Here is a 26,473-nt window from a genome sequence, read left to right on the forward strand (position 1 = left end):
AGCAACCGCTTCGGCAAAGGGGTGTTACTATAAAAATGAAAATAACTAAAAGACCTAGAAGGCTAAGGGCAAATAAAGCAATAAGAGATCTAATAAGGGAAACTAAAATAACTCCAGATGATTTAGTTTATCCCATATTTGTAGTTGAAGGCAAAAATAGAAAAGAAGAAATATCCACATTAAAGGGAAACTATCACTTATCAGTAGATATGTTATATGAAGAAGTAAAAGAGATAAGGGATTGTGGTATAAAGTCGTTACTTATATTTGGCATACCAGATAATAAGGATTGCCTTGGAACAGAATCCTATAGCGACAATGGCATAGTCCAAAGAGCTGTAAGAGAGATTAAGAAAAATTATAAAGATATGTATATAATAACTGATATATGTATGTGCCAATATACAGATCACGGCCATTGTGGAATATTAACAGAAGAAGGGATTATAGACAATGATGAAACTCTAGACTACCTTGGAAAGATAGCTGTAAGTCATGCCAAAGCTGGAGCTGATATGGTGGCACCATCGGATATGATGGATGCAAGGATTGGTTATATAAGGAAACAGTTAGACAAAGAGGGATATAGTAATATCCCCATAATGGCCTATAGTGCAAAATATGCATCAAGTTTTTATGGTCCATTTAGAGCTGCGGCCCACTCAGCACCATCCTTTGGAGATAGAAAGACCTATCAAATGGATCCAGCAAATGGCGATGAGGCCCTTAGGGAAGTCCAACTGGATATAGAAGAAGGAGCCGATATAGTTATGGTTAAGCCGGCACTACCATACTTGGATATAATAAGAAGAATAAAGGATAACCACAACATTCCAATAGCAGCCTATAATGTAAGTGGAGAATACTCAATGTTAAGAACGGCAGTGGATACTGGACTATTAAGTGAAGATGCAATAATAGAAGCCTTAACCTCAATAAAAAGAGCAGGAGCAGATATTATTATTACCTACTTTGCAAAAGAAATCTGTAAACAATTGAGAATTGACAGTTGACAATGGACAGTTAACGAAACCGTCGAATGAATTCGATGCTACAATTGTATGTAAGGCCTGAATATATTCAGTTCCCCCGCCCTTTTTATTAAAGAAGAATGGGTAAAGAAGAAAGAAGAAATATGATGATACAGAAGCTATGTTTCCTCATGTGTAGGGACAGGGCATGCCCTGTCCTCCTGCCCTGCTAAGTGGCGGGAAAGGGCCGAAAATAAAGCTAATAAAAAGAACAAAACTAACTAATCACAAAAAAATACGAAACAACATCAATTTACAATTTAAAATTTCGTTGTTGGGGGATTCGTAATCCCCCAACCAATAAAACTAGAGAAGGTGAAAAACTGGGGGATTACGAATCCCCCAGTAACGAAGACATAAAACCAATTTATAATTTAAAATTTACAATTTAAAATTCCGAAGCTGCGGAATAAAACAAAAATTAAGAACCCACCAAAACTAACAATTAACAATTAAAAATTAACAATTCCGAAGCAATCGCTTCGGGAAAGGGGTGCTAAAATACAAATGAAAAACGGAAAATCAACAAAACTATATAAAGAAGCTCAAAACTATATTCCAGGGGGAGTAAACAGTCCTGTTAGGGCTTTTAAATCTGTAGGACTAGACCCTATATTTATAGACAGAGCAGAAGGGAGTAAAATATATGATGTGGATGGAAATGAATATATAGACTATATATGTTCATGGGGTCCCCTTATACTTGGACATAGTAATAAAGAAGTATTAGAAGGAGTAGAAGATATACTTAAAAAGGGAACAAGCTATGGAGTACCAGCTCCAATAGAAGTGGACATGGCAAAGGAAATAGTAGAAGCATTTCCTTCTATAGACATGGTTAGAATGGTAAATTCAGGAACAGAGGCTACAATGAGTGCATTAAGGGTGGCAAGGGCATATACAAAGAGAAATAAAATATTAAAATTTGAAGGATGCTATCATGGTCATTCCGATTCCCTACTAGTAAAATCAGGGTCAGGTGCATTAACCTTTGGGGTACCAACAAGTCCAGGTGTACCAGAGGATGTGGTTAAAGATACATTAGTTTGTAAATACAATGATATAAATTCTGTAAAAGAAGCCTTTAATAATAACAAAGACGAGATAGCAGCAGTTATTATAGAACCGGTTGCTGGAAATATGGGGGTAGTTCCCCCAATGGAAGAATTTTTATCTGATTTAAGAAAACTAACAGAAGAAAATGGTACTGTACTTATATTTGATGAAGTAATAACAGGGTTTAGACTATCCTATGGAGGAGCCCAAGAACATTTTGGCATAGAACCAGATATGACTTGCCTTGGTAAGATAATAGGTGGCGGACTTCCAGTTGGAGCCTATGGTGGAAAAAAAGAAATAATGGAAATGGTATCTCCAGTGGGTTCAGTATATCAGGCGGGAACCCTATCGGGAAATCCGCTGGCCATGCATATGGGATATAAGACAATAAATATATTAAAAAATAATAAAGATATATATGTGGAGATGGAAAATAAGGCTAAAAGATTAGAAGAAGGATTTAATAGTAATATTGAAAAGTTAGGGATAGATGCCCATGTTAGTAGGATAAAAGGAATGACATGTTTATTCTTTGCTACGGGACCGATGACCAATTATGATGATGTATCAAGATGTGATACAGATAAATATGCTATATATTTTAGAGAAATGCTAAAACAAGGTATTCTTGTTCCTCCAGCACAGTTTGAAGGAATATTTTTATCCACTGCCCATACTTACGATCAAATAGAGAAAACTATAGAAGCTAATTATTATGCCCTTGAAAAGGCATTTAATTTAAAATAGATAGATATATATATAATAAAAAGGATAAGCTAGATATCTAGCTTATCCTTTTTATTTTGTAGCTCAACTTATTAAGTAAAAAAATTCATTATAAATTGCTTGATATTCACATAAAAATATGGTAAAATGATACACATAACACACTATATAGTAAAAGTTTTAAAGTGGACAAGCAAAAGAATTTGTGAATATAATTTTAAAGTTGATTATAAAGGAATCTGATTATAAAGAATTTTTTATTAGCTATCTAATTCAATGATTTCTATACCTTGCACTCTGCACAGAATAAAGAAGCACAAAGTGGACTTTATTCTTATAAAGTAGAAGGATTCCTTTTAATAAAAACTTAAAATGAGGGGAGGCATACAAATGAAAGACAAAAAGAAATTATTAAATATGAAAACTTCAAGTAAGAAGAACTATGGATGTGGTCATACAATAGTAGTTTTCGCTCCAGATGTATATCACTGCTAATTGGCACAAAAAAAGTGTATTCGTTTTACGAATACACTTTTTCACATAATTTCAGAAAGAATAACTATACATATTATTTAAGTAAGAGTTTAGTGAAAGTATTATAATAAATTTTTAATAATATTATTAAATGGAGATGAAATTATGAAATATAAGTTTCCTAGAATTAAAGAGGAGAACATTATTCACTATTTTGGTGAAAATAGTATTATTTATAATAAATATGATGAAATAAATGTTTTTAGTGAACCTCAAACAGATATATTAAAACTGTGTAATGGAACTATGAATTTAGAAGAAATACATGGTGAAATTAGTAAAATTTATGGATTAAATAGTGAAGAAAAAGACCAAGTTATAAAGACTATAAACACTTTTATAGAGAATATGACTAATGTTGGTCTAGTGGAGTATGGAAATAAAAGCATGGAAAGTGTAATTAGTACAACTGGAGAAGTGCTCAAATACTATCCATACAATTTAAATATCGAATTAACAAGCTTATGTAATCTTGAATGCTCCCATTGTTTTAAAAGTGCAAATAATAAATCAGGAAAATTCATTGAGTTAGAAGATATTAAATACTTAGTAGAAAAATTAAAAGGAAAAACACACAAGGTAATGGTAAGTGGCGGTGAACCTCTAATACATCCTAACATAAATGAAGTTTTAGGGCTATTAGTTGAAAACTTTGAAGTAAGTTTAATTACTAATGGGACCAACATAGATAGAGTGAATGACGATATATTGAAAAAAGTATATTTTCCCCAAATATCTTTATATGGAATTGATGAAGGAGAATTTGAAAGTATAACAAAAAGACCGTCGGAATTTGAGAAGTTTAAATTAGGAACTAAAAAGTTAAGTAATATAAATAAACGGCTTGGATTGAGTCTAGTATTGAATCAAGAACGAAAAAATAAATTAGAACAATATGTTCAATTTGCTATTGATTATGGAATAAGAAAAATGACATTTGGGACACCACTTCCAATAGGAAGAGCTGCAGGGAGTGAAAAAAATAGACATAATTGGAGTTTAAATCACAATGATATTATTAATATTAATAAGGATTTAAAATATCTTAAAGACAAATATAAAGATAAAATCATTTTATCAACACTAGATGAACTATTTGATAAGAGCAAACAAGAATACTGGCTAAGTTTTTTTGAAGAGAATTATGAACATAGCTTTAGTTGTGGAGCTGGAATTACATCGCTTACTGTTACGGCAAATGGAAATATAAAACCATGTGAAACTATGCCAGAAGAATATTTTAAAATGGGGTCTTTAAGTGATTTGGATTCTATTATAAACAGAAAGGAAATAAAAGGACTTAAAAAAGAGGCTTCAGTATATGGGGAAAGTCTAAAAAATAACAATATAGATCCCAGTAAGATTTGTGGAAAATTAAATAGGTTAATAAAAATTAGTGGTGACAATTAGAAAATTAGCCTAAGATATAAACAAAGGATAAGCTAGTAAACTAGCTTATCCTTTGTTTATGCCCATATAAAACTATATTTTAATTTATAATACATGGAGTTTTAATTAAAAATTAAAATTTAAATTGAACCTTTTAGTTATTTAAGAACTCTATATATAAAGGGGGAATGAAAATGAAAAAAATATTTATTTTTGCATTTTGTATAATACTAATATTAACTTCGTGTACAACGGATAAAAAAGAGGTTAATAGTAAAAGTAGTGAAAGTAAAGAAGTAACTATAGCTGTATGGGAGGATGATTATGATTTCACTATAGACCTTTCCATGCCTATTATTGAGTATATATCAAAATATAATAAGGATAATGATACAAGGGTGAAGTTTGATAAAATTAAAGGGAATACCTATGAAGAATTCTTAGATAACTTAAATGTTAAGTTATATTTAGATGAAGGGCCTACTCTTATATACATATCTAATATGCCATATTTTTATCAACTATTCAAAGAAAAAGGTATAGCAGAGAAGGTAGATACTGATACCATACCTAATCTTAATAATGTATATGACTTTTATTTAGAAGATGAAATATATTTTATACCCATAGGTGCTGACTATACGTGTAAATCATTCAATAAAGAACAGATAGAAAAGCTCGATATTCCATATCCGGATTATGACTGGACTATAGAAGATTACTATGAAATCAGAAACAAGTGGGTAGACTATACAAAACCTATAGAGTTTTCTCGAGATGATATACAGGATATAATCATATATAAATTAGATAACATAGATGTGTTTAGTCAAGATAATAAAAAAATTAATCTAGATACTAAACAAATGAAAGAAAACATAAATAATATGAGGGAAGAAATATATTCAGATAAATATATTTTACCTGAAAATTTTACATATGAAGATTATTATAATGCCTGTTTTGATTATCATAGTTTTAATAAGGGGAGGGATTTTCTTACAAGGTCGGCTACAATTTATTATTTAACCTTTGATGCATATAATGCCTTAAATGTTGAATCTTTAAAACGAGGTATGATGGATGACAGAATACATTTTCCAAATGTAAATAATCAAAAATACAATATAGACCTAGGTGGGTTTATAGTTAATAGTAATGGGAAAAATAAAAAACTAGGATATGAGTTTATAAATAGTTTATTAAGTAAAGAGTTTCAAATGCAAATGTATAAAGGGGAAAAACAAGATTATGTTTTACCATCAAATATGTATAGTCCTGTGTTAAAGACTTTAAAAGATAATATACAAAATATAGAATCAAAGAAGAATCTACAACCAGAGGTTATAAAAATTAAAAATTATATATATGACAAACTTAAAAAAGGAGAAATAAAACCAGAGATATATAGAAAAGACAAGACATTGAAAACAGTTACTTTAAGAAGAAAGTTATATAAGGATTTATTTAAGTTTATATTTACAGAGGATGTGTTTAGTGATGACAGCTTAAGTAGAGAATTAAAGGAGTTAGAAGATAGGTATAGTATATATTTAAATGAATAAGAATATTTACATAATTTCACAAAGAGCTTTTTGAATATTATATCACTCTAAATTCAAAACAGGTTTATACCAATATGCCATTTATTTTAATAAAGGATAATGTAAAAAAATATAGAAATATATAATAACTAGATTATTTATAATTTTAAAATAGCTTTAGTATACTTAAGGCTTTCTATAGGGGTGATGTATATTGGTTGAAAATATGAAAGTAGGTTTATTTAATGGAACGGTTGCCACTACAAACGGTTTATATAAAATAACAGATATAGATTTAGATAGTGCTAAAAAACTTATAGAGAAAAATGGATTTATATCTGCTATAGGCCATGGATCAACTGCTGAAATTATGTCCGATTTGTTTAATATGGATATAGACATGAATCGTATACAGTTTAAACAGAAGGTTGGTCAAAAAGCTGTGGTTTTTAAATTGAATAAAAGACCACCGGAAGGTGTTGTATTAACTAGAGAAGAGGTAGAGTCTATAGGATATTCGTTAAAACTAATGGAAAGATTAGAATAAATTAATTGAATAATTTTATTTAATATGGTAAAATCTTTATGAAAAGTAAATAGGAAATTTGGTTTGCCTATGGTAATTAAAAGGGAAAGAGGTGCAAATCCTCTGCAGCCCCCGCTACTGTAAGTAGTTACGAAACTTAAGGTTCCACTGCAAGATTTCTTGTGGGAAGGATAAGGAGTAGGGTTAAACTATGAGCCAGGAGACCTGCCGAATTTCTCGATAAAGTATACTTTCGGAGGGAAGGTTGTGCTTATGGGTGAATCTATGACGGGGGAAGTCTGTCATTTAACATTCACTGTGTATAAGTATACAAGCTCTACCTAAAGAAGGTGGAGTTTTTTTATTTTATAGTAAACTCCAATTCATCCGAAGGTCTAATTCAAAAAAAGAAAGGGGTATTATTATGAAGAGAAAAAGAGTGTATTTATTATTAATTGCTTTACTTATTTTAGTAGCTCCAAACTTTGCAAGTGCTATGCACATAATGGAAGGATATCTACCTCCTATGTGGGCAATTGGTTGGATAGTGGTGGCTATACCGTTTTTGATTAGGGGATTCAGTAATATTAATGGAATAGTTAAAAACGAGCCAAAGAAAAAATTATTACTTGCACTTGTTGGGGCATTTGTGTTTATATTATCAGCCCTTAAGATTCCATCGGTAACGGGAAGTTGTTCCCATCCCACAGGAGTTGGATTAGGTGCCATATTATTTGGACCCACTGTAATGACTGTTTTAGGAGTTATAGTTTTACTGTTTCAAGCATTACTATTGGCCCACGGAGGAATAACAACTCTGGGAGCAAATACATTTTCTATGGCAATAGTAGGTCCATTAGTGGCATATGGATTGTTTAAATTGTTGAAAAAACATAACGTAAAGGGTGGTGTGGCAGTTTTCTTAGCTGCAACTTTAGGAGATTTAGCTACATATATGATGACCTCAGTTCAATTGGCAGTTGCCCATCCCGATGCCACCAGTGGAATAATAGGATCTATGTCTAAGTTTATGTCAATATTTGCAGTAACTCAATTACCTATTGCCATAGCAGAGGGAATTATAACAGTTATAGTGTACAATCTATTAATGGAATATAAAACCGAAGGGGGTAATTTAATTGAAAACATCAACTAAAAATCTTATCTTATTGGGACTTGTTATAATAATTATATTAATACCCCTTATATTTATGGGGAACTCAGAATTTGGAGGAGCAGATGGAGAAGCAGAAGGGGTTATAACAGAGATATCACCCGACTATGAACCTTGGTTTAGTTCTATTTGGGAACCTCCAAGTGGAGAAATAGAAAGTTTATTATTTGCATTACAGGCAGCCATAGGAGCAGGAATTATAGCTTATTTCTTTGGATATATGAAGGGAAAAAGAAAAAGTGCTAATAATAGATAAATATGCATATACTAATAAGTTGAAAGATAAAAATCCCTTGGCAAAGTTCTACTTTGCCATTTTTTTCTTAATATTGGCTATAGTATCTAAAAAATTTTATATTCATATTGCTATATTGTCAGTAATGTTTTTTATAACTATAACAATAGCTAAAATTCCCCTGAAAAAATATATCAAAATGATTTTAATACCTTCATCGTTTTTAGTACTAAGCATTTTAGCAATATTAATATCTGTATCTAAAGGAAATGGTGAATACATCATAAGTATGGAATTGTATAATGTAAATATTGGAATAACCAATGGAAGTATAGAAAATGGAAGAATATTATTTACAAGATCTCTATCGGCAATAACTTGTACTTTTTTTCTTATACTAACAACACCAATGAATGATATAATATATATACTAAAAAAGCATAGAGTGCCTAAGCTTTTAATAGAAATGATGGTGTTAATATATAGATTTATATTTATACTTTTAGAAGAATATAAAAATATCTATACAGCTCAACAATTAAGATTTGGATATATAAATATTAAAAATTCCTTTAAATCCCTTTCTGCTTTGATATCGGTGCTATTTACAAGGATAATGCTAAAATATGAACATATGGAAATGGCCCTTGACAGTAAAGGCTTTGATAATGAATTTTATGTGTAGGTGATTAAATGATAAAAACTAAAGATTTAACATATATATATGAGGATGGAACTAGGGCCCTTGACAACATAAATGTAGATTTAAATAAAGGAAATATAATAGGCATAATAGGAGCCAATGGGTCTGGAAAAACTACATTGTTTCTAAATTTGGTTGGCTTATTAAAGCCCACCAGTGGAAAAGTATTATTTGATGATAATCAAATAAGTTATAAAAAAAAGGAATTAATAAAGTTAAGAAAGAAAATAGGTGTAGTATTTCAAGATCCAGATAAACAGATATTTTATCCTAAGGTATATGATGATGTTGCATTTGGACTTAGGAACTTAGGATATGATGAAAGGGAAGTAAAGGGGAGAGTAGAAAAGGCCCTTGAAAGTGTAGATGCCAAGGACTTTAAAGATAAACCTGTTCATTTTTTAAGTTATGGACAAAAGAAAAGAGTAGCAATAGCAGGAGTACTAGCATTAGATAATGATATAATTTTTTTTGATGAGCCTACAGCAGGTCTTGACCCTATTATGACTAAAGGAATAATAGATATTATTAAAAGTATATCAGAAAAGGGAAAGAAAGTGGTTATATCTAGCCATGATATGGATTTAATATATAAGCTATGTGATTATGCATACATATTAAATAGTGGAAAAGTGATATCATCTGATAATGTAGAAAAAGTATTTTTAGATGATAGTATAGTAAAACAAGCTAAAATAGAAGCCCCCTGGCTTATTCGATTTCATAAAAATGTGGGAGGCCCTATATTTAAAAGGGAAAAAGAGTTATATAAATTTTTAAATGAAAGGATTTAAAATAGGATTAAATATATATTTAGAAAAAGTAATAAAAAATGGTAGCTATTCCGCAGGATTTGTGAAAATATAGAATAAGGGAGGAAATTGTTAGAATTCCACTGTTCGAGCATAGCGAGTTTGGAATTCTATTTTCGACCGTTTCTATATATTTTCCAAATCCGAGGACTAGCGGACATTTTTTATTACTTTTTCAATATCCTAAATTAAATATATATTTAGTCCTATTTTAATATAAAATTTTACATTTAAAAGGATATATATTGATGAATATAGAAATATAACTATTGTGACTTTATAAATAATGTGGTCACCAATACTTTATTAGGAGGCAAGAAGGTATGGAGAATATAATAAATGAAAGGGAAATGGGAATTGGAGAGATATTTTCCTATGGATTTAGTATTTTTAAAGAAAAATTTAAAACGATAGCTATGATAATATTAATAGTTTATATACCAATTAATATTTTATTAGAAATGGTATCTTCTATGATAATAACAGAAAACTTATTTAGAACATACTCAACATTAGTGGATTTGCTGGAATTATTATTTGGTATATTGGCTACAATGTCCATAACCTATGTAGTTTATGGATATATATATGGTGAAGATATAAAATATTATGGTGCCCTTGAAAAAAGCTTTAGTAGATGGGGAGCGGGTATAGGGACAGGTATTATCCGGGGAATAATACTTTTTATCCTATTTTTGGCACTTATAATACCCGGTATTATATTTGGAATATATTATACATTTATGGCTCAAGCAATTATATTAAAGGACATAGGTGGGAAAGATGCATTGGACTATAGTAGAGAAACTGTAAAAGGGAGTTGGGGGAAAGTTTTTGGATTATCGGTATTATCAGGTATTATAGGTATAATAGTATCTTTACCACTTTTAATATTACCGGAAAACTTTATAATAAATGTTTTGTCAAGCACTATTATAGACATATTTTTAGCTTTTATAGTTGTTGTAATGACTGTGGCCTTTATAAATTTAGATATTATTAAAGATAAGGAAACTTTATAGAATATAAAGAGAATAATATGAGTTTATTATTTGTTCTAATTATATAACATCTGAAGGGACGGTATGAATATGATAGTTAACGGCAAAAAAATAAAGAATATTAAAATAAGAAGAGCTAAATCAAGTGATGCATCGGAATTGGTAAAAGTAGTTAAACAAATACATAGGGAAACAGAAAACCTCCTTAATACTCCAGAGGAGTTTAATGTAACTGTAAACCAAGAAAAAGATTTTATAAAAAGTCAATCGCTTTTTTTAGTAGTGGAAGTTGACGGGAAAATAGTGGGTTCATCAACCCTTAGAAAAAATAACATAGAAAAACTAAGTCATACTTCAGTTTTTGGGATAACCATACTAAGGGACTATTGCAATCTAGGTATAGGAAGTAAGTTGGTGGAACATACTATTTCTTGGGCCAGGGAAGTAAATATAGAAAAGATTGATTTAGAGGTTTTTGAAAACAATAAACCAGCTATAAGACTATATAAAAAGTTTGGGTTTATAGTAGAAGGTAGAAGAAATAAATATATTAAAATTAATGGGGAATATCAAGATATGCTTCTGATGACTAAAATTTTGAGCTAATATAATATTTTCTTTAATGCTATTATAAAGTATGGGTATAGGGACTCAATATATTGAGTCCTTACACAACATGCTTAATTTTAGATATCTAAACTTTGTGCTTTGGGGCTAAAGGATTGGTAGTTGGGTGGATAGTCCATATAACTAGTTATTCATTTGGGATAAAAAGGACATGGCCATTTCAATTGATTTGGTAAGTTCTACTTTAACAATTTCTAAGTTTTTTTCTTCTGACCCCTCTTTTACAGTAAGTCTACATATATTCTTTCCAACTTCAAGTTGAACAAAGTCATCCTTTAATATATTCTTACAAGTATCTTTAATCATATTTCGGGTATTTTTATCTTGTAGATAAGGTTGTAACTGGTCTTGAAGGGATACCAATATCCTTTTTTTGTCATCTAGTTCTATATATTTTATAAATTCATTAAAATTGTCCATAAACATACTCCTCTCCATCTTATGATATAAATAATTATAACATAAAGAATATATAGGGTGATATGAAAAAAATGGAACTTTAAAATTTTTATCTCGTCTAATATAGTAATGTTAAAAAAAGAAAGGGTGTAGGAGTATGAAAAATAAAAAAATACTTATAATCTTTTGTATGATACTGGCTTTATCTCTTATAGTTAGCTGTAATGAAGAAAAAGTTCTAGAAGAAACATCAACAAAGAATGAAAATGATAGTATTAATAGTAATGAAAAAGAAGAATCCAGTGAAAATAAAGATTTGACTAAAGAAGAGAAAGTAATAAATAATGGTTCTATAGAGCCTTTCAATTCTGGTGATGCTAAAGTAAAAGATGTAGTCATTGGAGATATTTTAGATAAAGTAAATAGTAAGATTGGACCTGCCAATGAAATTGAAGATATGAATGAGGAAGACTTTGGTGATACAATAAAAATCAATAATTATGATTTTGGTAAATTAGAGTTTTCTAAAGGAGAAGATGGAAAGTTCTATTTATATAGAATTATTATACAAAATGATAATGTAATAGGTCCTAGGGAAATTAAAGTAGGAGATAGTGTTGAAACAGTACTGAGCAAGTTTCCTAATGATAATAATGATAAAAAAGACGGTATGAGGGTTTTATATGGTGGAGATTACGAATCTAATGGGTCAGGAATTTTATATTATGACGAAGATGATAATATATCCCTTATAAACTATATACATGGACAAGGGGGATTTGGTTCATATGGTATGAAATTAAGTATAGAGAATAATAAAGTAAAAGATATGGATATTATGGTTCAAATTAACTAACATTAAAGGAGATGAAATAAATTATGATACTTTCAGGAAAAGAAATAAAAAATAGACAAGGTAATGAAATAATAATAAAACCATTTAATGAAAAACAACTTAATCCCAATAGTTATAATTTAAGGTTAGATGATGAGTTATTAGTATATGAAGAAGAGGTCTTAGACATGAAAAGGGAAAATAAGACAAAAAAGCTAATAATACCACCGGAAGGAATAGTATTAAAACCAGGGAAGCTTTATTTAGGAAGGACTATGGAATATACAGAAACTGATAAATATGTTCCCATGCTAGAAGGAAGGTCATCAATAGGAAGGTTAGGTTTATTTGTTCATGTAACAGCAGGCTTTGGAGATGTTGGATTTAGTGGATATTGGACCTTGGAGATATTTTGTGTACAGCCTATAAGAATATATCCAGAAGTGGAAATATGTCAAGTTTATTACCATAGTATAGAAGGGGATTATGATAAATATAAAAGTGGTAAGTATCAAAATAATAAGGGGATTCAACCCAGTTTACTATTTAAAGACTTTGAAAATAGAGAGTTTTAAGTTAAGGTTATAAAATGCTTATAATCTTAACGAGGAGGGACGGTTAAAGATGAGTTTTATAATAGGAATAAGAATGGTTTTATTAATACTAATCATAATATTCCCAATATATATTATAGGAAAATCTTTTAAAAAAGGTTCTGAAGTTAAAAAGATGCTTATGGGAATAGAGATGACATTAGTTGGTGGAATATTAGTAATTGATTCAAATATGGATTTAGAAGAGGTTGGATATCTTATTATGTTTTTAGGCTTTATTGTCACCTTGGTAGGGTTTAATGAGAGGAAATAACACTTTTATCTAGTAATTATTTCTAGGCTATCTCTTTGGGTATAATAAAAGTAAGAGATAGATTTATAAAATAAGTCTAGAAATAGGAGGTAGCATATGCCGGTTCATAATAGTGAAATCAGTGATATATTCGGTAAAATGGCAGATTTATTAGAGATAAAGGGAGCCAATCAATTTAGAGTACGTGCCTATAGAAATGGTGCATTATCTATATCGAACCTTTCTAAAAGTCTTAGAAATATGGTTTCAGAAGGTGTAGATTTAACTGATATTGAAGGTATAGGCAAGGATCTTTCAGATAAAATTAAGGAAATTATAGAAACAGGATATCTAGAAGAACTTCAAGAACTGGAGTTGGAGTTTCCCGGTGGACTTATCGATATACTAAAAATTCAAGGCTTAGGACCTAAGAAGGTAAAGGTTTTATATGATGAATTAAACATAGGTAATGTAGATGAATTAAGAAAAGCAGCTGAAAATAATGATATTAGAAAACTATCGGGGTTTGGAGCTAAAACAGAAGAAAACATATTGGATGGAATAAAAGCTAGGGAAGAAAAAGGAGAAGATAAGAGATTTCTATTTGCCAAGGCTGAAGAATTTATATTATCATTAACTGAATACATAAAGGGTATTAATGGGGTAAATAAAGTCACTGTGGCAGGGAGTTATAGAAGAAGGAAGGAAACTATAGGGGATATAGATATTTTAGTAACATGTAAGGATAGAGATATAGTTATGGATAAATTTACTAACTATGAAGATGTGAATAAAGTAGTATCCCAGGGAAATACAAAGTCGACTATAATATTGAATTCAGGTCTTCAAGTGGATCTTAGGGTAGTAGATGGAGAAAGTTATGGTTCCGCCTTATTATATTTTACAGGATCGAAGGCCCATAATGTTGTATTAAGAAGCATTGCTAAGGATAAGGGATTAAAGGTAAGTGAATATGGAATATTTAAAGGGGATAAAAATCTTGCCAGTAAAACTGAAGAGAGTGTATATAAAAAGTTAGGGTTATCCTATATAGTTCCTGAATTAAGGGAAAACAATGGAGAAGTGGAAGCTTCTAAAAATAATCAACTACCTAAATTAGTGGAACTTAATGATATAAAGGGTGACCTTCAGATGCATAGTCATTATAGTGATGGCAGTAATACCATAAGGGAGATGGTTGAAGCTGCTAGAAAAATGGGGTATGAATATATAGCCATTACAGATCACTCAAAGAGGGTTACCATGGCTGGAGGATTAAAAAGAGATGATGTATTAAAACAACTTGAAGAGATAAATAAATTAAACGAAGAATATGATGATATAACTATTTTGAAGTCCATAGAAGTAGATATATTAAAGGATGGAACATTAGATTTATCCGATGATATATTAAAGGAGTTGGACTTAACCGTTTGTTCTACCCATTATAATAGAAATCTAAGTAGAGAAGAGCAAACTAAAAGAATATTGGCTGCCATGGAAAATCCATATTTTAACATATTGGCCCATCCAACTGGAAGAATAATTGGTAAAAGGGGAGAAATAGATGTGGATATGGAGAAAATTATAGAATCAGCTAAGAAAAATAATTGTTTTTTAGAGATAAATGCCTATCCAAAACGTCTTGACTTATCAGATAACTACTGTAGGTTGGCTAGAGAGATGGGTTTGAAACTTTCAATTTCTACCGATGCCCACTCTATAAATGATCTTAATAATATGATTTATGGAATTAATCAAGCTAGAAGGGGATGGCAAAGACCGGAGGATATAATAAATACACGGAGTCTTAAGGAGTTACTTCAATTATTGAAAAAGGATTAAAATCTATCTTCATAGATTTTAATCCTTTATTGACTCAAGGTCAGGTGGTCTTAATTGCTTTCCAAAATCTGTTATTGTCACATCTATACTTAAGTTGACTTCGGCCTTTGGATAACTTTTCATCCAATCATAGTCTATGTATTCCTTTGTAGTACTGAAATGTTTTCTGGCTTCTAAAGACCAGGCAAAGGGTTCCATTTTAAAATCATATTGGGTTCTTTCTATAAATTTATTAAACTTATGTCTTAAATTTTTTTCTATAGATTTTTTTAGTAGTTCCCTGTTCTTTATATTAGTTACATAATTAATCATACTAGGTATGGCAATAAGCCTTATTTCAAAAGAAACAGTAATATCTATTTTAGGTATATCGGTATTTAAGTCCATTTTGATATTTGGTTCGTGGCTTCTTTTTACGAGACAAGTTATTTTTCGATTATCATCTAGAGGATCAGGATATGTTGCAAGCATTGAATTGTTTTTAAAGGCCGGTCTTAAAAAATGGGATATCCTTGTTTCTTCTCCTGTCATAAGACCGATCATCTTTCCTTCCTTAAATGCAGCTGAGCCCATCATTTGAATAAAGTTATCATTTTTTATGGGGAGCTGTCCTGCTACATACTTGTCTTCACAACCGTAGGCAGGGGGAGGTGATTTTTTAGTTGTTCCATAAATAGCTAAGAATACCCCGGCATCTCCCTCTGTCAATTGTAGAAATTTATGTATAGTTGATTTAGATAATGATCCTGTTTCCTCGCCCCTTTTAGCTATAAAATCATAAAATTTATGGGGTCTAGTTATTAGCTGAGGGTCATTATTAATTATAAAATCCCTGGCATTTTCTTTAGATACTATAAAAAAAATATCCCTTTGAATCTCCCTTTCCCTTATTGCAGATTCCAGCAATGGAAAAAAATCATCAGACCTTGCAAGTTCTTCACTAACCACAAGTGTTCTTGTATGGGAAAAGGTTGGTCTTCTGGTTATAGACGAGCTAATCATATTTTTAGATGATATTATATCGGGAGCTATTACAGTTACTACTTCTGATGTTGGCTCTTTTTCTGACATTCCTGTTATATTACCTCCTCCCCCTTGGGGATTTTCAATTTCATATGTAACGGATACATTGTCTCCCTTGGCTTTATCTAATCCAATAACAATAATATAGGCCTGTTCTTCTAGCTCGATTCTATCCCAGCAACCTGTAAGTAATATCATAAATATTATTAAGATAATAAGCTTTTTCAATTGGAAACACCTCCCCTAACTTTAGATATTACCCAAAGAATTATAGGTAATAGTAAAAATACAATCCATAAATCAGATGATATAGCTATACTTTTTAAAGCATATACACTTTCTACTGTATTCCTAGGGATTAATCCTACCATAATATATAATGCTGTTATAGGTATTAATAGTGGTTCAAATTCTTTTAGATTTAAAGTATGACCTAAAGTGGCTGTAGTTAAATAAATAAAAAAGGAATACCTTATCATAGATGATGCAATCCAAAATAATAAAAAAATCATTTCTAGATTCACCAAAAATCTATCGGTTTCAATAAGCATAGTTAACTGCTGAAATGGAAAAGCAATCATTGTTATAGTTGGATAGTCAAAAACAACTATATAGACTAGGAAAAAGATAGTTACTTCTAAAGCTGTTATAACTATTGAAAGTAAACTGGCTTTTTTAAAAATTTTATAGCTTTTCACAAAGGGATAGATCATTCCTAGAAAGATCAATTCAACTAAAAAGCCGCTATAATGAAAGGACTGTCTTATTATTTCTAGTTTACCTGGGCCCCACAATGGAAATATCATACTTAAGTCCATATTCTTCCAAGATAATAAGATTACAAGTACTAGCCCCAATTTAGAGAATAAAATAATAAACCAAGCCAACCGACCTATAGTTTCAAAACCTCTACTAGCAATAAACCAAACACCTATAAATATAAATGTAAATATTATTGGCATAGGTGTATTGGATAGGAAGAGAGAATGTATAGTGTGTACATAGTTTCTACTCCTTAAAGCACCAGCCATAAGACTAAATAAAAATAAAAATATCCCAATTAAAAAACCCATATATTTACCTACTAAACTACGTATTATTTCCATTAAGTTTTCGGTTTTATATTTATTTAATAAGGATAAAAGAAAAAAATAAGGGATAGAAATAATTGTACTTGCTATTAATGGAACCATCCATGTGGAGAATTGAGTTCTTTTAAAAAAAATCATAGGGGTCATATCCGATAGTTCAAACCCAAGTAAAATTAACAGAATAGATAGAAACTCTTTAAAATCTATTTTATCTCTTTTTAATACTGTCATTAGTTACACCTACTATCATTTATATTTTCTTTACTTTATTTTTTTATTGGATTTAAAGGGGTTTAGCCATCTTTTCCATACAGGGGCTCTTAAGATGGTATTAGTTGGTGATTTGGTATAGGGTGCCAGTGGTGAAAAGTAAGGAACATCGAAGGACTTTATTGATAACATATAAGCAAATAAACATATAAGTCCCACTGATATGCCTATAAATCCCATGGTAGCTGCTAGGGCTGTTATCCCAAATCTAAGGATTCGTATACTAAAATTTAGACTGGTATCAGCAATAGCAAAAGAAGATATAGCAGTTATACCAACTATAATTATCATTATTGGACTAACTATGTTTGCATCAACGGCAGCTTGACCTAATATTAGCGCACCTACTATTCCAACTGTTGGACCTATTGGAGAAGGAACACGGATACCAGCTTCCCTTACTAATTCAAAAGACACCTCCATTATTAAAACCTCAACTAAAGCGGGAAAAGGAACAGTTTCTCTAGAACCTGCAATAGATATAAGAAGATCCAGTGGTATTAGTTCTTCATGAAAATTTGTCATAGCTATATAGGAAGCTGGGGCTAATAATGATATAAAGATGGCAAAAAGCCTTATTATTCTTAGAAAGTTTCCATATGCCCATCTTTCATAGGTATCCTCAGCTGTATGGAAAAAAGACCAAAAAGTAGCGGGTGCTACTAAACAAGCAGGTGTATTATCGGATAATATAACTATATTTCCTTCCTTTAAAAAATGAGCTGCTCTATCGGGCCTTTCAGTATATAAAAGAGAAGGAAATAAAGAATAGGGTCTTTCTTCTATGTGTTGCTCTAGTATTGAAACTGATTTTATGCCATCAACCTTTATTTCTTTTATCCTATTTTTAATGTTTTCAATAAGTTTTGGTTCTGTTACATCTTTTATATACATCACCGATATATCAGTTGATGATGTTTCTCCAATAATAAGGGTTTCTGTTATAAGATTTCTATTTCTTAATTGTTTTCTTATTAGAGATCGATTAACTTCTTGAGATTCAGCAAAAGACTCGTGGGGGCCCTTTATAACAACTTCATTTTCAGCCTTAGATATATTTCGATACTCAAATCCTGTGGCAACGATACTAAGGGCTTCTTTATAACCATCTATAAGTACCACAACATGTCCTTTAAGTAGGTCCTCTGATATTACTTTTAAATTATTGAACCTATTGCTTTCTATAGTAGTAAGGATTTTCTTTTCAATATCTGATAATGGGATCTTAGTAGATATACTTATATTTTTCCACATCAATGGTTTTATAATGTGTTCTTCGATTTTTTCTTTTTTAACCATACCATTTAGATAAAAAAGCATTGCGTCTTTATTTAGTGATTTTATGTAGAGATCTTTTATTGTAAAGTCTATATTTGTAGGATAAGAAAAAAGTTCCTTTAGTTTATCTGAATTGTCTTTTAGATTTGAAGTGAGTTTGATTTTATTGAGGGGAAGACCTATTTTTTGTGTTGACTGGGATTTTTCATTCTTTTTATGTTCATTAAAGAATGAAAAAAGTTTTTTCATAATAAACACCTTTCCTTTAATTGAGTTTAAAAACTTATTTAAATCCTTATTTCCATTTTTAACATATAAATGAAATCATATACTGAGAAGATTGGTAGACATAATATAGATTGTGTTTCACTAAAGTGAATAATAAAAAGTCTTGACCTTAACCCTAGGCTAAGGTTTATAATTAAATAAAACCTGGGACAAAGGGACTGTCCCTTTGTCCCAGGTTTTACTAAATTAGAGAGGGGTAAAATTTTGAGAGAAAAATATAGTATAAAAGAAGTGGCGGATTTGTTTAGTATTAAATCAAATAAATTAAGGTTTTATGAGAAAAAGGGGTTAATAAGCCCTAAGAGGGATCCTAAAAATGATTATAGATATTTTGATAATGAAGATATATTAAAAATACACACAATACTTATGTATAGAGCCCTTGATACTCCATTAAAAGATATTAAAGATATCATGGAGAACACATTTAAAGACAATATATTAGAGCACTTTTATAAACAATGGGAAGTAACCAATGATAAGATTCATAAATTAAGACTTATTAAAGATTCTATGGAAAATATAATGGATGCTATATATGAATGTGAAAATAAAAATTATCATGATATAATAGTAGAAAATGGAAAAGAAATAAAGAGGATATATGAAATAAAGGATAATTGGGAAGATAAGTGGGATTTTGATGGATGGGCAAATGTTTATGATGATTTTGTAGAAAAAGATCCAAGTTCATTAAAGATGTATAAAGAATATGATAATTTATTAAAAACTGTTTATCAGAATTCTATAAAAGGACAGGATAAAAACATTAAAATATTAGATATAGGTGTGGGAACAGGCAATCTTTCTTGTAAATATCTAGAAGGTGAATATGATATTGTTGGCATTGATCAGTCAAGGGAAATGTTAAATAAGGCAAAACAAAAGTTTCCCAAGTTAAAGTTAAGGCTAGGAGAATTTTTAAAGATACCCTTTGAAAATAAAAAGTTTGATGTTATAGTGTCCACATATGCTTTTCATCACCTAAATGAAGATGAGAAAAAAATAGCCATAAAGGAAATGTTACGGGTCCTTAAGGACGATGGTAAAATAGTTATAGGAGACTTAATGTTTAAAGATAATAGATCAAAGCAGAGGATAATGAGAGATTTAAATGAAAAGCAGATTATGGAAATAGAAGATGAGTATTATTCAAATGTAGATATGTTAGAAAATGAGTTTGAGAAATATGGTAGAGAGATTAGTATAATAAAGGTTGATAGGTTGGTATATATAGTTGAAGTTAAATGAAATTAGGAAATATTGAGAAATTTATCAGGAGGGTTAATTGTGGATATTCTTATAAGTTTAAACTTTGCTATTTTTATATTTTTAAGTTTAATAATTAATAGTAGAGTTATAGAGAAAAAATCAGTTATTTGGTTTTGTATTATATTAGCTACTATATCATCTTTTTTTGTTGCTTTTTCATTTATGTTAATAGCAGGATCTTAGCTATAAATTATACTTGTGTATCTGGAGGATTTTTAATCTCCTCAAGTCTGTCTTTTAATCACATTTTTCCTTGCTTTGTCAATGCTCTGGGGGATTCGTAATCCCCCAACTAATTTAAAACTTTATCATGCCATTTCCTTCATTATATCCAATATAACTTTATCGGTGGTATCCATTCCCTTACTGCTAAGGGTTCCTAAATTTAAAATGGTATCTTCTACTTTTTCTGCTACTATACCATTTTTAGCAAATGTAATACTATCATTTAATGCAAGGATAGCAGACTGAATAGCTGATGAAGCTGCAGTGGCTAGTTTAAGGGCACATCCCACCTTTGCACCATCACATATCATACCACTTAAATTTGCGATCATATTTTGTATAGCTCCTTCAATTTGATTGTAGTTACCACCCATAAGCCAAGCTATAGAGGCACTGGCTCCCGTTGCAGAGGCTATACCACAACCACATAGGGCAGAAAGTCTTCCTATATAGTTTTTGATATAACAGTTTATTGTATGGCTTATTGCAAGGGCCTTTACTATCTTATCGTCATTTGCATCAAATTTCCTTTTATATGCAACTATTGGTAGTATGGCAGTAAGGCCATTATTACCACTACCATTGGAACTCATCACTGGCATAGTAAGTCCCGACATTCTAGCATCAGAACCAGCAGCAGTTAACATCATGGCAGTATTTATTAAATCATCGGATAATAGTCCTTTTTTCATACTTTCATGGAAGCCATAGCCTACTCCAATACCTAGCTTTTTCTTAAGACCTTCTTCTGCAATCTTCTCATTCATTACAAAGCCATCTAGGAGAAATTGTAGCTCATTGCAGTCAATGTCCTCTATTTCTTTTATTAAATCTATAATTGTAGTATCAAATAATTTGTTGGAGCTAGTACTAAGATTTTTAATATCAGAACTTTTATTTAAAAGTATATCTCCATCACTTTGAATATAGGTAAAGTTATTATGTTTATTTTCTATAATAACTTTAGAAAGTTTATTATCTCCATAAAGATTAACTTCCACATATATTTTTTTGTCTGTATCCTTTATTTTAAGAGCTAATAAATCCTTTTCTAACAAGTCTTTTGCTAGATTTACTTGGTCTTTACTAATACCATCTAAAACAGATAAATTCTTTTTAGAATCTCCCCCTATAACTCCAAGGGCAGCGGCAATATTCAATCCAACTAAATCTGTATTTGGAATACCTACCCCTAAACCATTTTTATATATATTGGGACTTACTAAAACCTCCACTTTTTTTAATTCATTATAATCTATTATATCCTTAGCCTTAGCACAAGCTAGAGCAACAGCCACCGGTTCAGTACAACCTATAGCAGGAACCACTTCACTTTTTAGTGTATCTATAATAAGATTTTTTAAATCCATAATACCCCTCCTAAACAAGTTATACTTACTATATAAGCAATAAATATGCCAAGTTAATTGGCTAGGTATATATTTGGTGAGTTAATTTTGAAAAGTATCTATGGAATGTAATAATATAGAGATTTTAAAGAAGTGGAGTTTTAATTATAATATCTTTTATTTAATAAAACAAAGACTATAAATTAAATTAACTTTGTTTCGATTCTCATTATGAGAAAAAATAAGTCAAAACAACCGTCTCAATATGAGAATATTCTCATATTGAGACGGTTGTTTTGATCCTTGCACTTTTTAAAGAACAAAGAAGCGACAAAGTCGCCTTTGTTCTTTAATACTTTATATTATACAGCTTAATCTTCCTATAAATAGTAGCCCTACTTATCCCTAAAGCCTTTGCAGCCTTTAATATTCCCGACTTGCTATTACCATGTTTATTAACCGCCTTTATTATTTCTTGTTTTTCAAGAACTGATATTGGAAGTATGTCTTCAATAGTGTTGTCAGTATCCATATCTTTAAAACGGTTAGGTAAATCCCATATCTCTATAGTTTCGCCTCTACACATATTAACAGCATATTCCACTACATTTTCAAGCTCTCTAACATTGCCTTGCCAATTATAGTTTTTAAATAAGCCTAAAACTTCGTTATTTATAGATTTGATATCCCTATTTAATTTAAAATTAAACTTATTTATAAAATTATCAACTAATATCTCAATATCATCGGTTCTATCCTTAAGGGGAGGTAAATATATTGGAATTACGTTTAATCTATAAAATAAATCCTCTCTAAATTCTCCCTCCTTGACTTTTTTATCAAGGTCTTTATTTGTAGCTGCCAAAACCCTAACATTGATAGGTATAAGTTTGTTTCCTCCTACTCTGTTGATAGTATTTTCTTGAAGAACCCTAAGGAGTTTCGTTTGCATATGAAGGGGCATATCTCCTATTTCATCTAAAAATATGGTTCCATTGTTGGCAAGTTCAAACTTACCAACCCGTCCCCTTTTATTAGCTCCTGTAAAAGCTCCACCCTCGTAGCCAAATAATTCACTTTCAATTAAATTTTCAGGAATTGCAGAACAGTTAATGGGAATAAAAGGGCCATCTTTCCTATTGCTGTCATGATGTATTGATCTTGCAAAGAGTTCCTTTCCAGTACCGCTTTCTCCCTGTATTAAAACTGTGGAACAACTTTTAGATATTCTTTTAGCATGTTCTTTAACTAAGGTTATTTCTTTACTATGCCCAATTATGTCATTGAAATCTGTGGGTTTATTATTTGTAATGTCATTAACAACTCGTATAACTTCATTCATTTTATTAAAGGTAAAAATATATCCTATAATTTTTTTATTTACTATTATTGGTTTTACATTATATAGACCCCTAAATTCTTTGCCGTTTACTATATAGTTAAAATCTTTGTTCTTATGGAAACACTTAGTTTTGGAGAAATAATCTATTGATATATTATCTATTAGATTTTCAATATTTGTAGTAGGGTGATTCCTAATCCCCCTACTAACTTTATCATTTTTCAAATGAAACATTTCGTCGGCTATGGAATTATATCTTAAAATTTCACCATTTTCATCTGTAGATATAACACCAATATCAATAGAGTCTACTAAAAATTCCAGCTCTTGATTCATTAAGTTTATTTTATCGGTTTTCTTTTTTTCCTTTAGCTTAGCTTCTATTAAATCAGCCATTCTGCTTAAAAACTCAAGGAGGTTTTCCTTATTTGCATCAATAATAGACTTTTGACACTTGTTAAAGGCTATAAGACCTATTATGCCTATAGTATCGTTATCAAAGTTTATGGGACAGCAAACTTGGGCAGTCTCGGTACATTTATTTTTATTTAAACAATTTGCACAAGCTTCATGAAATCTAGGGTTATCTATTATAAATTTTTCTTTTCTTTTCAATGCATAGTCAAACACACAGTTTTTGGCTACTTTTTTTCCGATTCTATCGAGATAGTTTCCCGTCCCTGTTATTCTATTTAAATCTTTATCAACTATAGTTATATCAACATTTATAACACTGGCAATGGCACTGGTTACCCTAAGTAAAGTATCATAAATATCTGTTAGTTTAGGAATTTCTTTAGACAAAATAAGCACTCCCTTACATTTTATTAATAAAATGTATAGTATTTATTATATATTTTATTTTATTTATATATAGAAAACAACCTTGTTGTTAAAGAAGAAATAAGAATTTTAAAAACAAAGAATAAATGGGGAAACCATGGAATGAATTCGACACTACAATTGTATGTAGGGACTGAATATATTCAGTCCCCCGCCGTATGAAGAGGCGGGAGGATTAATTATCCACTGAAAAAGGTAGAGGGGAATTCATTCCAGGGTACTATTTAATTAATTTAAAATAGATTATTCTTAACTATAGCGGATAAATATAGTAATATATACATAAGGAGGGATTGAGTTGAAAGGTAAAATTATAATATTATTATTTATATTATTATTGCTTGCAGTAGGTATATCTGGATGTGTACCGGGAGATGGTAGTTATACAGGTAGTGACCCAGCAGGTTTTTTTTCGGGGATATGGCATGGATGGATTGCACCTATAACCCTTGTAATAAGCATATTTAAATCAAATATTAGTATATACGAACCAATTAATACAGGTTTTTTCTATGATTTTGGCTTTTATATTGCCATAATAAGTGGATTTGGGGGAATAGCTCTTAGCAGGAAAAATAAATAATAGAGAGTTAATAAATAAGAATGGGTAAAGAAGAAAGAAGAATTAAGGTGATTTTACTCCTGAAAATTGTCCACTGTTAGTTATAATAAGTAGAGGGGGGATTTATTCCCCCATAATTAGAATTTGACAAAATATTCTGGATAGAATATAATTATATTAGATTATTACGGGAGGAGTGGTGTTTTATGTTAATAATAAATAGATTATATAAAAACTCATCAAAACAAAATAATGCATCTGCTCCTAAGGGAAGTTATATTTAAATAAAATTTATATATGAGATTTTTATACCCTTAGAGTAGGTAAAACCTAGCTTTAAGGGTATTTTTATGTCTAAATTTAAAACTGTTTTGTATTTTGAAGTAAAAAAAGCCTAATGACCCTTAAAATATACTTAAGTCTATTTTAAGGGTCATTAGGCTTTTGACTTTAATTTACAATTATATGAGCCCTGCTAGGTCAGTCAGTTGATACTAAAGTAGTTATAATACTGGGAGGAAAACATATTGAATAATAAATCAAAAATGGCTTTACAAAAACTTGGGTGGAATCAAGAGTGGGAAGAAAAATTAAATGAATATGATGGTTCATATGATATAGGAAGAATTGGCATTCAACATAGAGATATTTATAAAATATATACAGAAAAAGGAGAAATCCTTGGTGAAGTATCAGGAAAAATGAAGTATGAAAACACCACTAAAGAAGATTATCCAGCAGTTGGGGATTGGGTAATTATAGATAGAGTAGATCCCCAAAAGGGTAATGCATTAATACATGGGATATTAAAGAGAAAAAGTAAATTTTCAAGAAAAGTTGCAGGAGGTAAATCAGATGAACAAATAGTAGCTGCTAATATAGATAAAGTATTTATATGTATGTCGTTAAATAAAGATTTTAACCTTAGAAGACTTGAAAGATATCTTACTATGGCATGGGAGAGTGGAGCAAATCCCGTAATGGTATTAACAAAGTCAGACTTATGCCATGACATAGATAATATGGTAGAAGAAGTTAATACAGTAGCTTTCGGAGTTCCTATTGTTGTTATCAGTTCAGTTACTGGGAAAGGAATAGATAAAATAAATGAATATGTAAAAGAAGGAGAAACCATAGCACTACTAGGTTCATCAGGGGTAGGTAAGTCCACACTTATTAATCAGTTATTGGGAGAGGAGAAGTTACTTACTAAAGAAGTAAGGGAAAGTGATGATAGGGGAAGACATACCACAACCCATAGGGAACTAATAGTACTAAATACTGGAGGAGTAATAATAGATACTCCAGGGATGAGGGAGTTTCATATACTAGATTCTAGCAGTGGCATAAATAATGCTTTTAATGATATAGAAGAACTGGCATTAAATTGTAAATTTAATGATTGTAAACATGCTACTGAACCGGATTGTGCTGTAAAAAAAGCAATAGAAGAGGGTTTAATTTCCCAAAAGAGATTTAAAAATTATCTGCATTTAAAGAGAGAGGCCAAGTATATGGAGAAAAAGGCTAAATTAAAAGAAATGAAAAGGAATAAAAGGAAAAAGAGTAAATAATATAAAATGTTAAAAAAATGAAACATTCACTATTTTTTAAAGGGATATATGTAATAAAATAGAATTATAT

General features: G+C 30.3%; 25 protein-coding genes and 1 riboswitch. Of the genes, 19 read left to right on the top strand and 6 right to left on the bottom strand.

Annotated elements, in window-relative coordinates; all coding sequences use genetic code 11:
- Window positions 1-35 precede the first annotated feature (35 nt).
- The 11 genes from hemB (at window position 36) to V6137_RS04755 (ending at window position 11,340) form a co-directional block, all read left to right on the top strand.
- Window positions 36-1,013: a porphobilinogen synthase gene (gene hemB, locus V6137_RS04705; RefSeq protein ID WP_425446731.1), complete on the top strand. Its 978-nt coding sequence runs from the start codon at window positions 36-38 to the stop codon at window positions 1,011-1,013.
- Window positions 1,014-1,538: 525 nt separating this feature from the next.
- Window positions 1,539-2,837, top strand: coding sequence for a glutamate-1-semialdehyde 2,1-aminomutase (gene hemL, locus V6137_RS04710; protein WP_425446732.1), 1,299 nt, complete (start codon window positions 1,539-1,541; stop codon window positions 2,835-2,837).
- A gap of 618 nt (window positions 2,838-3,455) precedes the next feature.
- A complete protein-coding gene (locus tag V6137_RS04715) occupies window positions 3,456-4,760 on the top strand; it encodes a radical SAM protein (protein ID WP_425446733.1) in 1,305 nt (434 codons plus the stop codon).
- Between the two features lie 173 nt (window positions 4,761-4,933).
- Window positions 4,934-6,304 carry an extracellular solute-binding protein gene (locus V6137_RS04720; RefSeq protein WP_425446734.1) on the top strand — a complete coding sequence of 457 codons (1,371 nt, stop codon included), beginning with the start codon at window positions 4,934-4,936 and terminating at the stop codon, window positions 6,302-6,304.
- A 193-nt stretch (window positions 6,305-6,497) separates the two neighbouring features.
- Window positions 6,498-6,830 (top strand): YddF family protein, encoded by a 333-nt coding sequence (locus V6137_RS04725; protein WP_425446735.1) that lies wholly within the window; start codon window positions 6,498-6,500, stop codon window positions 6,828-6,830.
- A gap of 42 nt (window positions 6,831-6,872) precedes the next feature.
- Window positions 6,873-7,056, top strand: a riboswitch (cobalamin riboswitch).
- A gap of 177 nt (window positions 7,057-7,233) precedes the next feature.
- On the top strand, window positions 7,234-7,965 hold the full coding sequence (locus V6137_RS04730; protein ID WP_425446736.1) for an energy-coupling factor ABC transporter permease: 732 nt from the start codon (window positions 7,234-7,236) through the stop codon (window positions 7,963-7,965).
- Window positions 7,949-8,239, top strand: a complete 291-nt coding sequence (locus V6137_RS04735; protein ID WP_425446737.1) for an energy-coupling factor ABC transporter substrate-binding protein — start codon at window positions 7,949-7,951, stop codon at window positions 8,237-8,239. Before V6137_RS04730 ends, V6137_RS04735 begins: the two co-directional genes overlap by 17 nt.
- The gene (gene cbiQ / locus V6137_RS04740) at window positions 8,223-8,903 is read left to right on the top strand and encodes a cobalt ECF transporter T component CbiQ (protein WP_425446738.1); all 681 of its coding nucleotides are present in this window, start codon (window positions 8,223-8,225) and stop codon (window positions 8,901-8,903) included. The genes V6137_RS04735 and cbiQ overlap by 17 nt, the downstream gene beginning before the upstream one ends.
- An 8-nt stretch (window positions 8,904-8,911) precedes the next feature.
- Window positions 8,912-9,715: an energy-coupling factor ABC transporter ATP-binding protein gene (locus V6137_RS04745; protein WP_425446739.1), complete on the top strand. Its 804-nt coding sequence runs from the start codon at window positions 8,912-8,914 to the stop codon at window positions 9,713-9,715.
- Window positions 9,716-10,056: 341 nt separating this feature from the next.
- Entirely contained in the window at window positions 10,057-10,755 is a 699-nt protein-coding gene (locus V6137_RS04750; protein ID WP_425446740.1) for a DUF7847 domain-containing protein, read from the top strand.
- Between the two features lie 63 nt (window positions 10,756-10,818).
- The gene (locus V6137_RS04755) at window positions 10,819-11,340 is read left to right on the top strand and encodes a GNAT family N-acetyltransferase (RefSeq protein WP_425446741.1); all 522 of its coding nucleotides are present in this window, start codon (window positions 10,819-10,821) and stop codon (window positions 11,338-11,340) included.
- A gap of 144 nt (window positions 11,341-11,484) precedes the next feature.
- Here the strand turns inward: V6137_RS04755 and V6137_RS04760 are convergent, their stop codons facing one another.
- On the bottom strand, window positions 11,485-11,781 hold the full coding sequence (locus V6137_RS04760; protein ID WP_425446742.1) for a hypothetical protein: 297 nt from the start codon (window positions 11,779-11,781) through the stop codon (window positions 11,485-11,487).
- A gap of 136 nt (window positions 11,782-11,917) precedes the next feature.
- On the opposite strand from V6137_RS04760, the gene V6137_RS04765 reads away from it, so the two are divergent.
- The 4 genes from V6137_RS04765 (at window position 11,918) to polX (ending at window position 15,286) form a co-directional block, all read left to right on the top strand.
- Window positions 11,918-12,616, top strand: coding sequence for a hypothetical protein (locus V6137_RS04765; RefSeq protein WP_425446743.1), 699 nt, complete (start codon window positions 11,918-11,920; stop codon window positions 12,614-12,616).
- A 23-nt stretch (window positions 12,617-12,639) separates the two neighbouring features.
- On the top strand, window positions 12,640-13,170 hold the full coding sequence (gene dcd, locus V6137_RS04770) for a dCTP deaminase (protein WP_425446744.1): 531 nt from the start codon (window positions 12,640-12,642) through the stop codon (window positions 13,168-13,170).
- Window positions 13,171-13,219: 49 nt separating this feature from the next.
- Window positions 13,220-13,462, top strand: a complete 243-nt coding sequence (locus tag V6137_RS04775) for a hypothetical protein (protein WP_425446745.1) — start codon at window positions 13,220-13,222, stop codon at window positions 13,460-13,462.
- A gap of 96 nt (window positions 13,463-13,558) precedes the next feature.
- The gene (polX, locus tag V6137_RS04780) at window positions 13,559-15,286 is read left to right on the top strand and encodes a DNA polymerase/3'-5' exonuclease PolX (RefSeq protein WP_425446746.1); all 1,728 of its coding nucleotides are present in this window, start codon (window positions 13,559-13,561) and stop codon (window positions 15,284-15,286) included.
- 18 nt (window positions 15,287-15,304) lie between these two features.
- Here the strand turns inward: polX and V6137_RS04785 are convergent, their stop codons facing one another.
- The 3 genes from V6137_RS04785 to V6137_RS04795 are packed head-to-tail and all read right to left on the bottom strand — an operon-like array spanning window position 15,305 to window position 19,197.
- On the bottom strand, window positions 15,305-16,537 hold the full coding sequence (locus tag V6137_RS04785; protein ID WP_425446747.1) for a Ger(x)C family spore germination protein: 1,233 nt from the start codon (window positions 16,535-16,537) through the stop codon (window positions 15,305-15,307).
- The gene (locus tag V6137_RS04790) at window positions 16,534-17,631 is read right to left on the bottom strand and encodes a GerAB/ArcD/ProY family transporter (protein ID WP_425446748.1); all 1,098 of its coding nucleotides are present in this window, start codon (window positions 17,629-17,631) and stop codon (window positions 16,534-16,536) included. Before V6137_RS04790 ends, V6137_RS04785 begins: the two co-directional genes overlap by 4 nt.
- Window positions 17,632-17,661: 30 nt before the next feature.
- Window positions 17,662-19,197 carry a spore germination protein gene (locus V6137_RS04795; RefSeq protein WP_425446749.1) on the bottom strand — a complete coding sequence of 512 codons (1,536 nt, stop codon included), beginning with the start codon at window positions 19,195-19,197 and terminating at the stop codon, window positions 17,662-17,664.
- A gap of 243 nt (window positions 19,198-19,440) precedes the next feature.
- Here V6137_RS04795 and V6137_RS04800 point away from each other — a divergent pair, with 243 nt between their 5' ends.
- Entirely contained in the window at window positions 19,441-20,487 is a 1,047-nt protein-coding gene (locus V6137_RS04800) for a MerR family transcriptional regulator (RefSeq protein ID WP_425446750.1), read from the top strand.
- Between the two features lie 39 nt (window positions 20,488-20,526).
- Window positions 20,527-20,691, top strand: coding sequence for a hypothetical protein (locus tag V6137_RS04805; protein ID WP_425446751.1), 165 nt, complete (start codon window positions 20,527-20,529; stop codon window positions 20,689-20,691).
- A 125-nt stretch (window positions 20,692-20,816) separates the two neighbouring features.
- On the opposite strand, the gene V6137_RS04810 is transcribed toward V6137_RS04805, so the two are convergent.
- Both V6137_RS04810 and V6137_RS04815 read right to left on the bottom strand, forming a co-directional pair.
- Window positions 20,817-22,103, bottom strand: coding sequence for an L-cysteine desulfidase family protein (locus V6137_RS04810; protein ID WP_425446752.1), 1,287 nt, complete (start codon window positions 22,101-22,103; stop codon window positions 20,817-20,819).
- Window positions 22,104-22,431: 328 nt separating this feature from the next.
- Window positions 22,432-24,228: a sigma-54 interaction domain-containing protein gene (locus tag V6137_RS04815; RefSeq protein WP_425446753.1), complete on the bottom strand. Its 1,797-nt coding sequence runs from the start codon at window positions 24,226-24,228 to the stop codon at window positions 22,432-22,434.
- Between the two features lie 337 nt (window positions 24,229-24,565).
- On the opposite strand from V6137_RS04815, the gene V6137_RS04820 reads away from it, so the two are divergent.
- Both V6137_RS04820 and rsgA read left to right on the top strand, forming a co-directional pair.
- A complete protein-coding gene (locus V6137_RS04820) occupies window positions 24,566-24,850 on the top strand; it encodes a hypothetical protein (RefSeq protein ID WP_425446754.1) in 285 nt (94 codons plus the stop codon).
- 506 nt (window positions 24,851-25,356) lie between these two features.
- A complete protein-coding gene (gene rsgA, locus V6137_RS04825; RefSeq protein ID WP_425446755.1) occupies window positions 25,357-26,403 on the top strand; it encodes a ribosome small subunit-dependent GTPase A in 1,047 nt (348 codons plus the stop codon).
- Window positions 26,404-26,473 lie beyond the last annotated feature (70 nt).

This window comes from Dethiothermospora halolimnae, assembly GCF_037577855.1.
Classification (GTDB): domain Bacteria; phylum Bacillota; class Clostridia; order Tissierellales; family VENL01; genus Dethiothermospora; species Dethiothermospora halolimnae.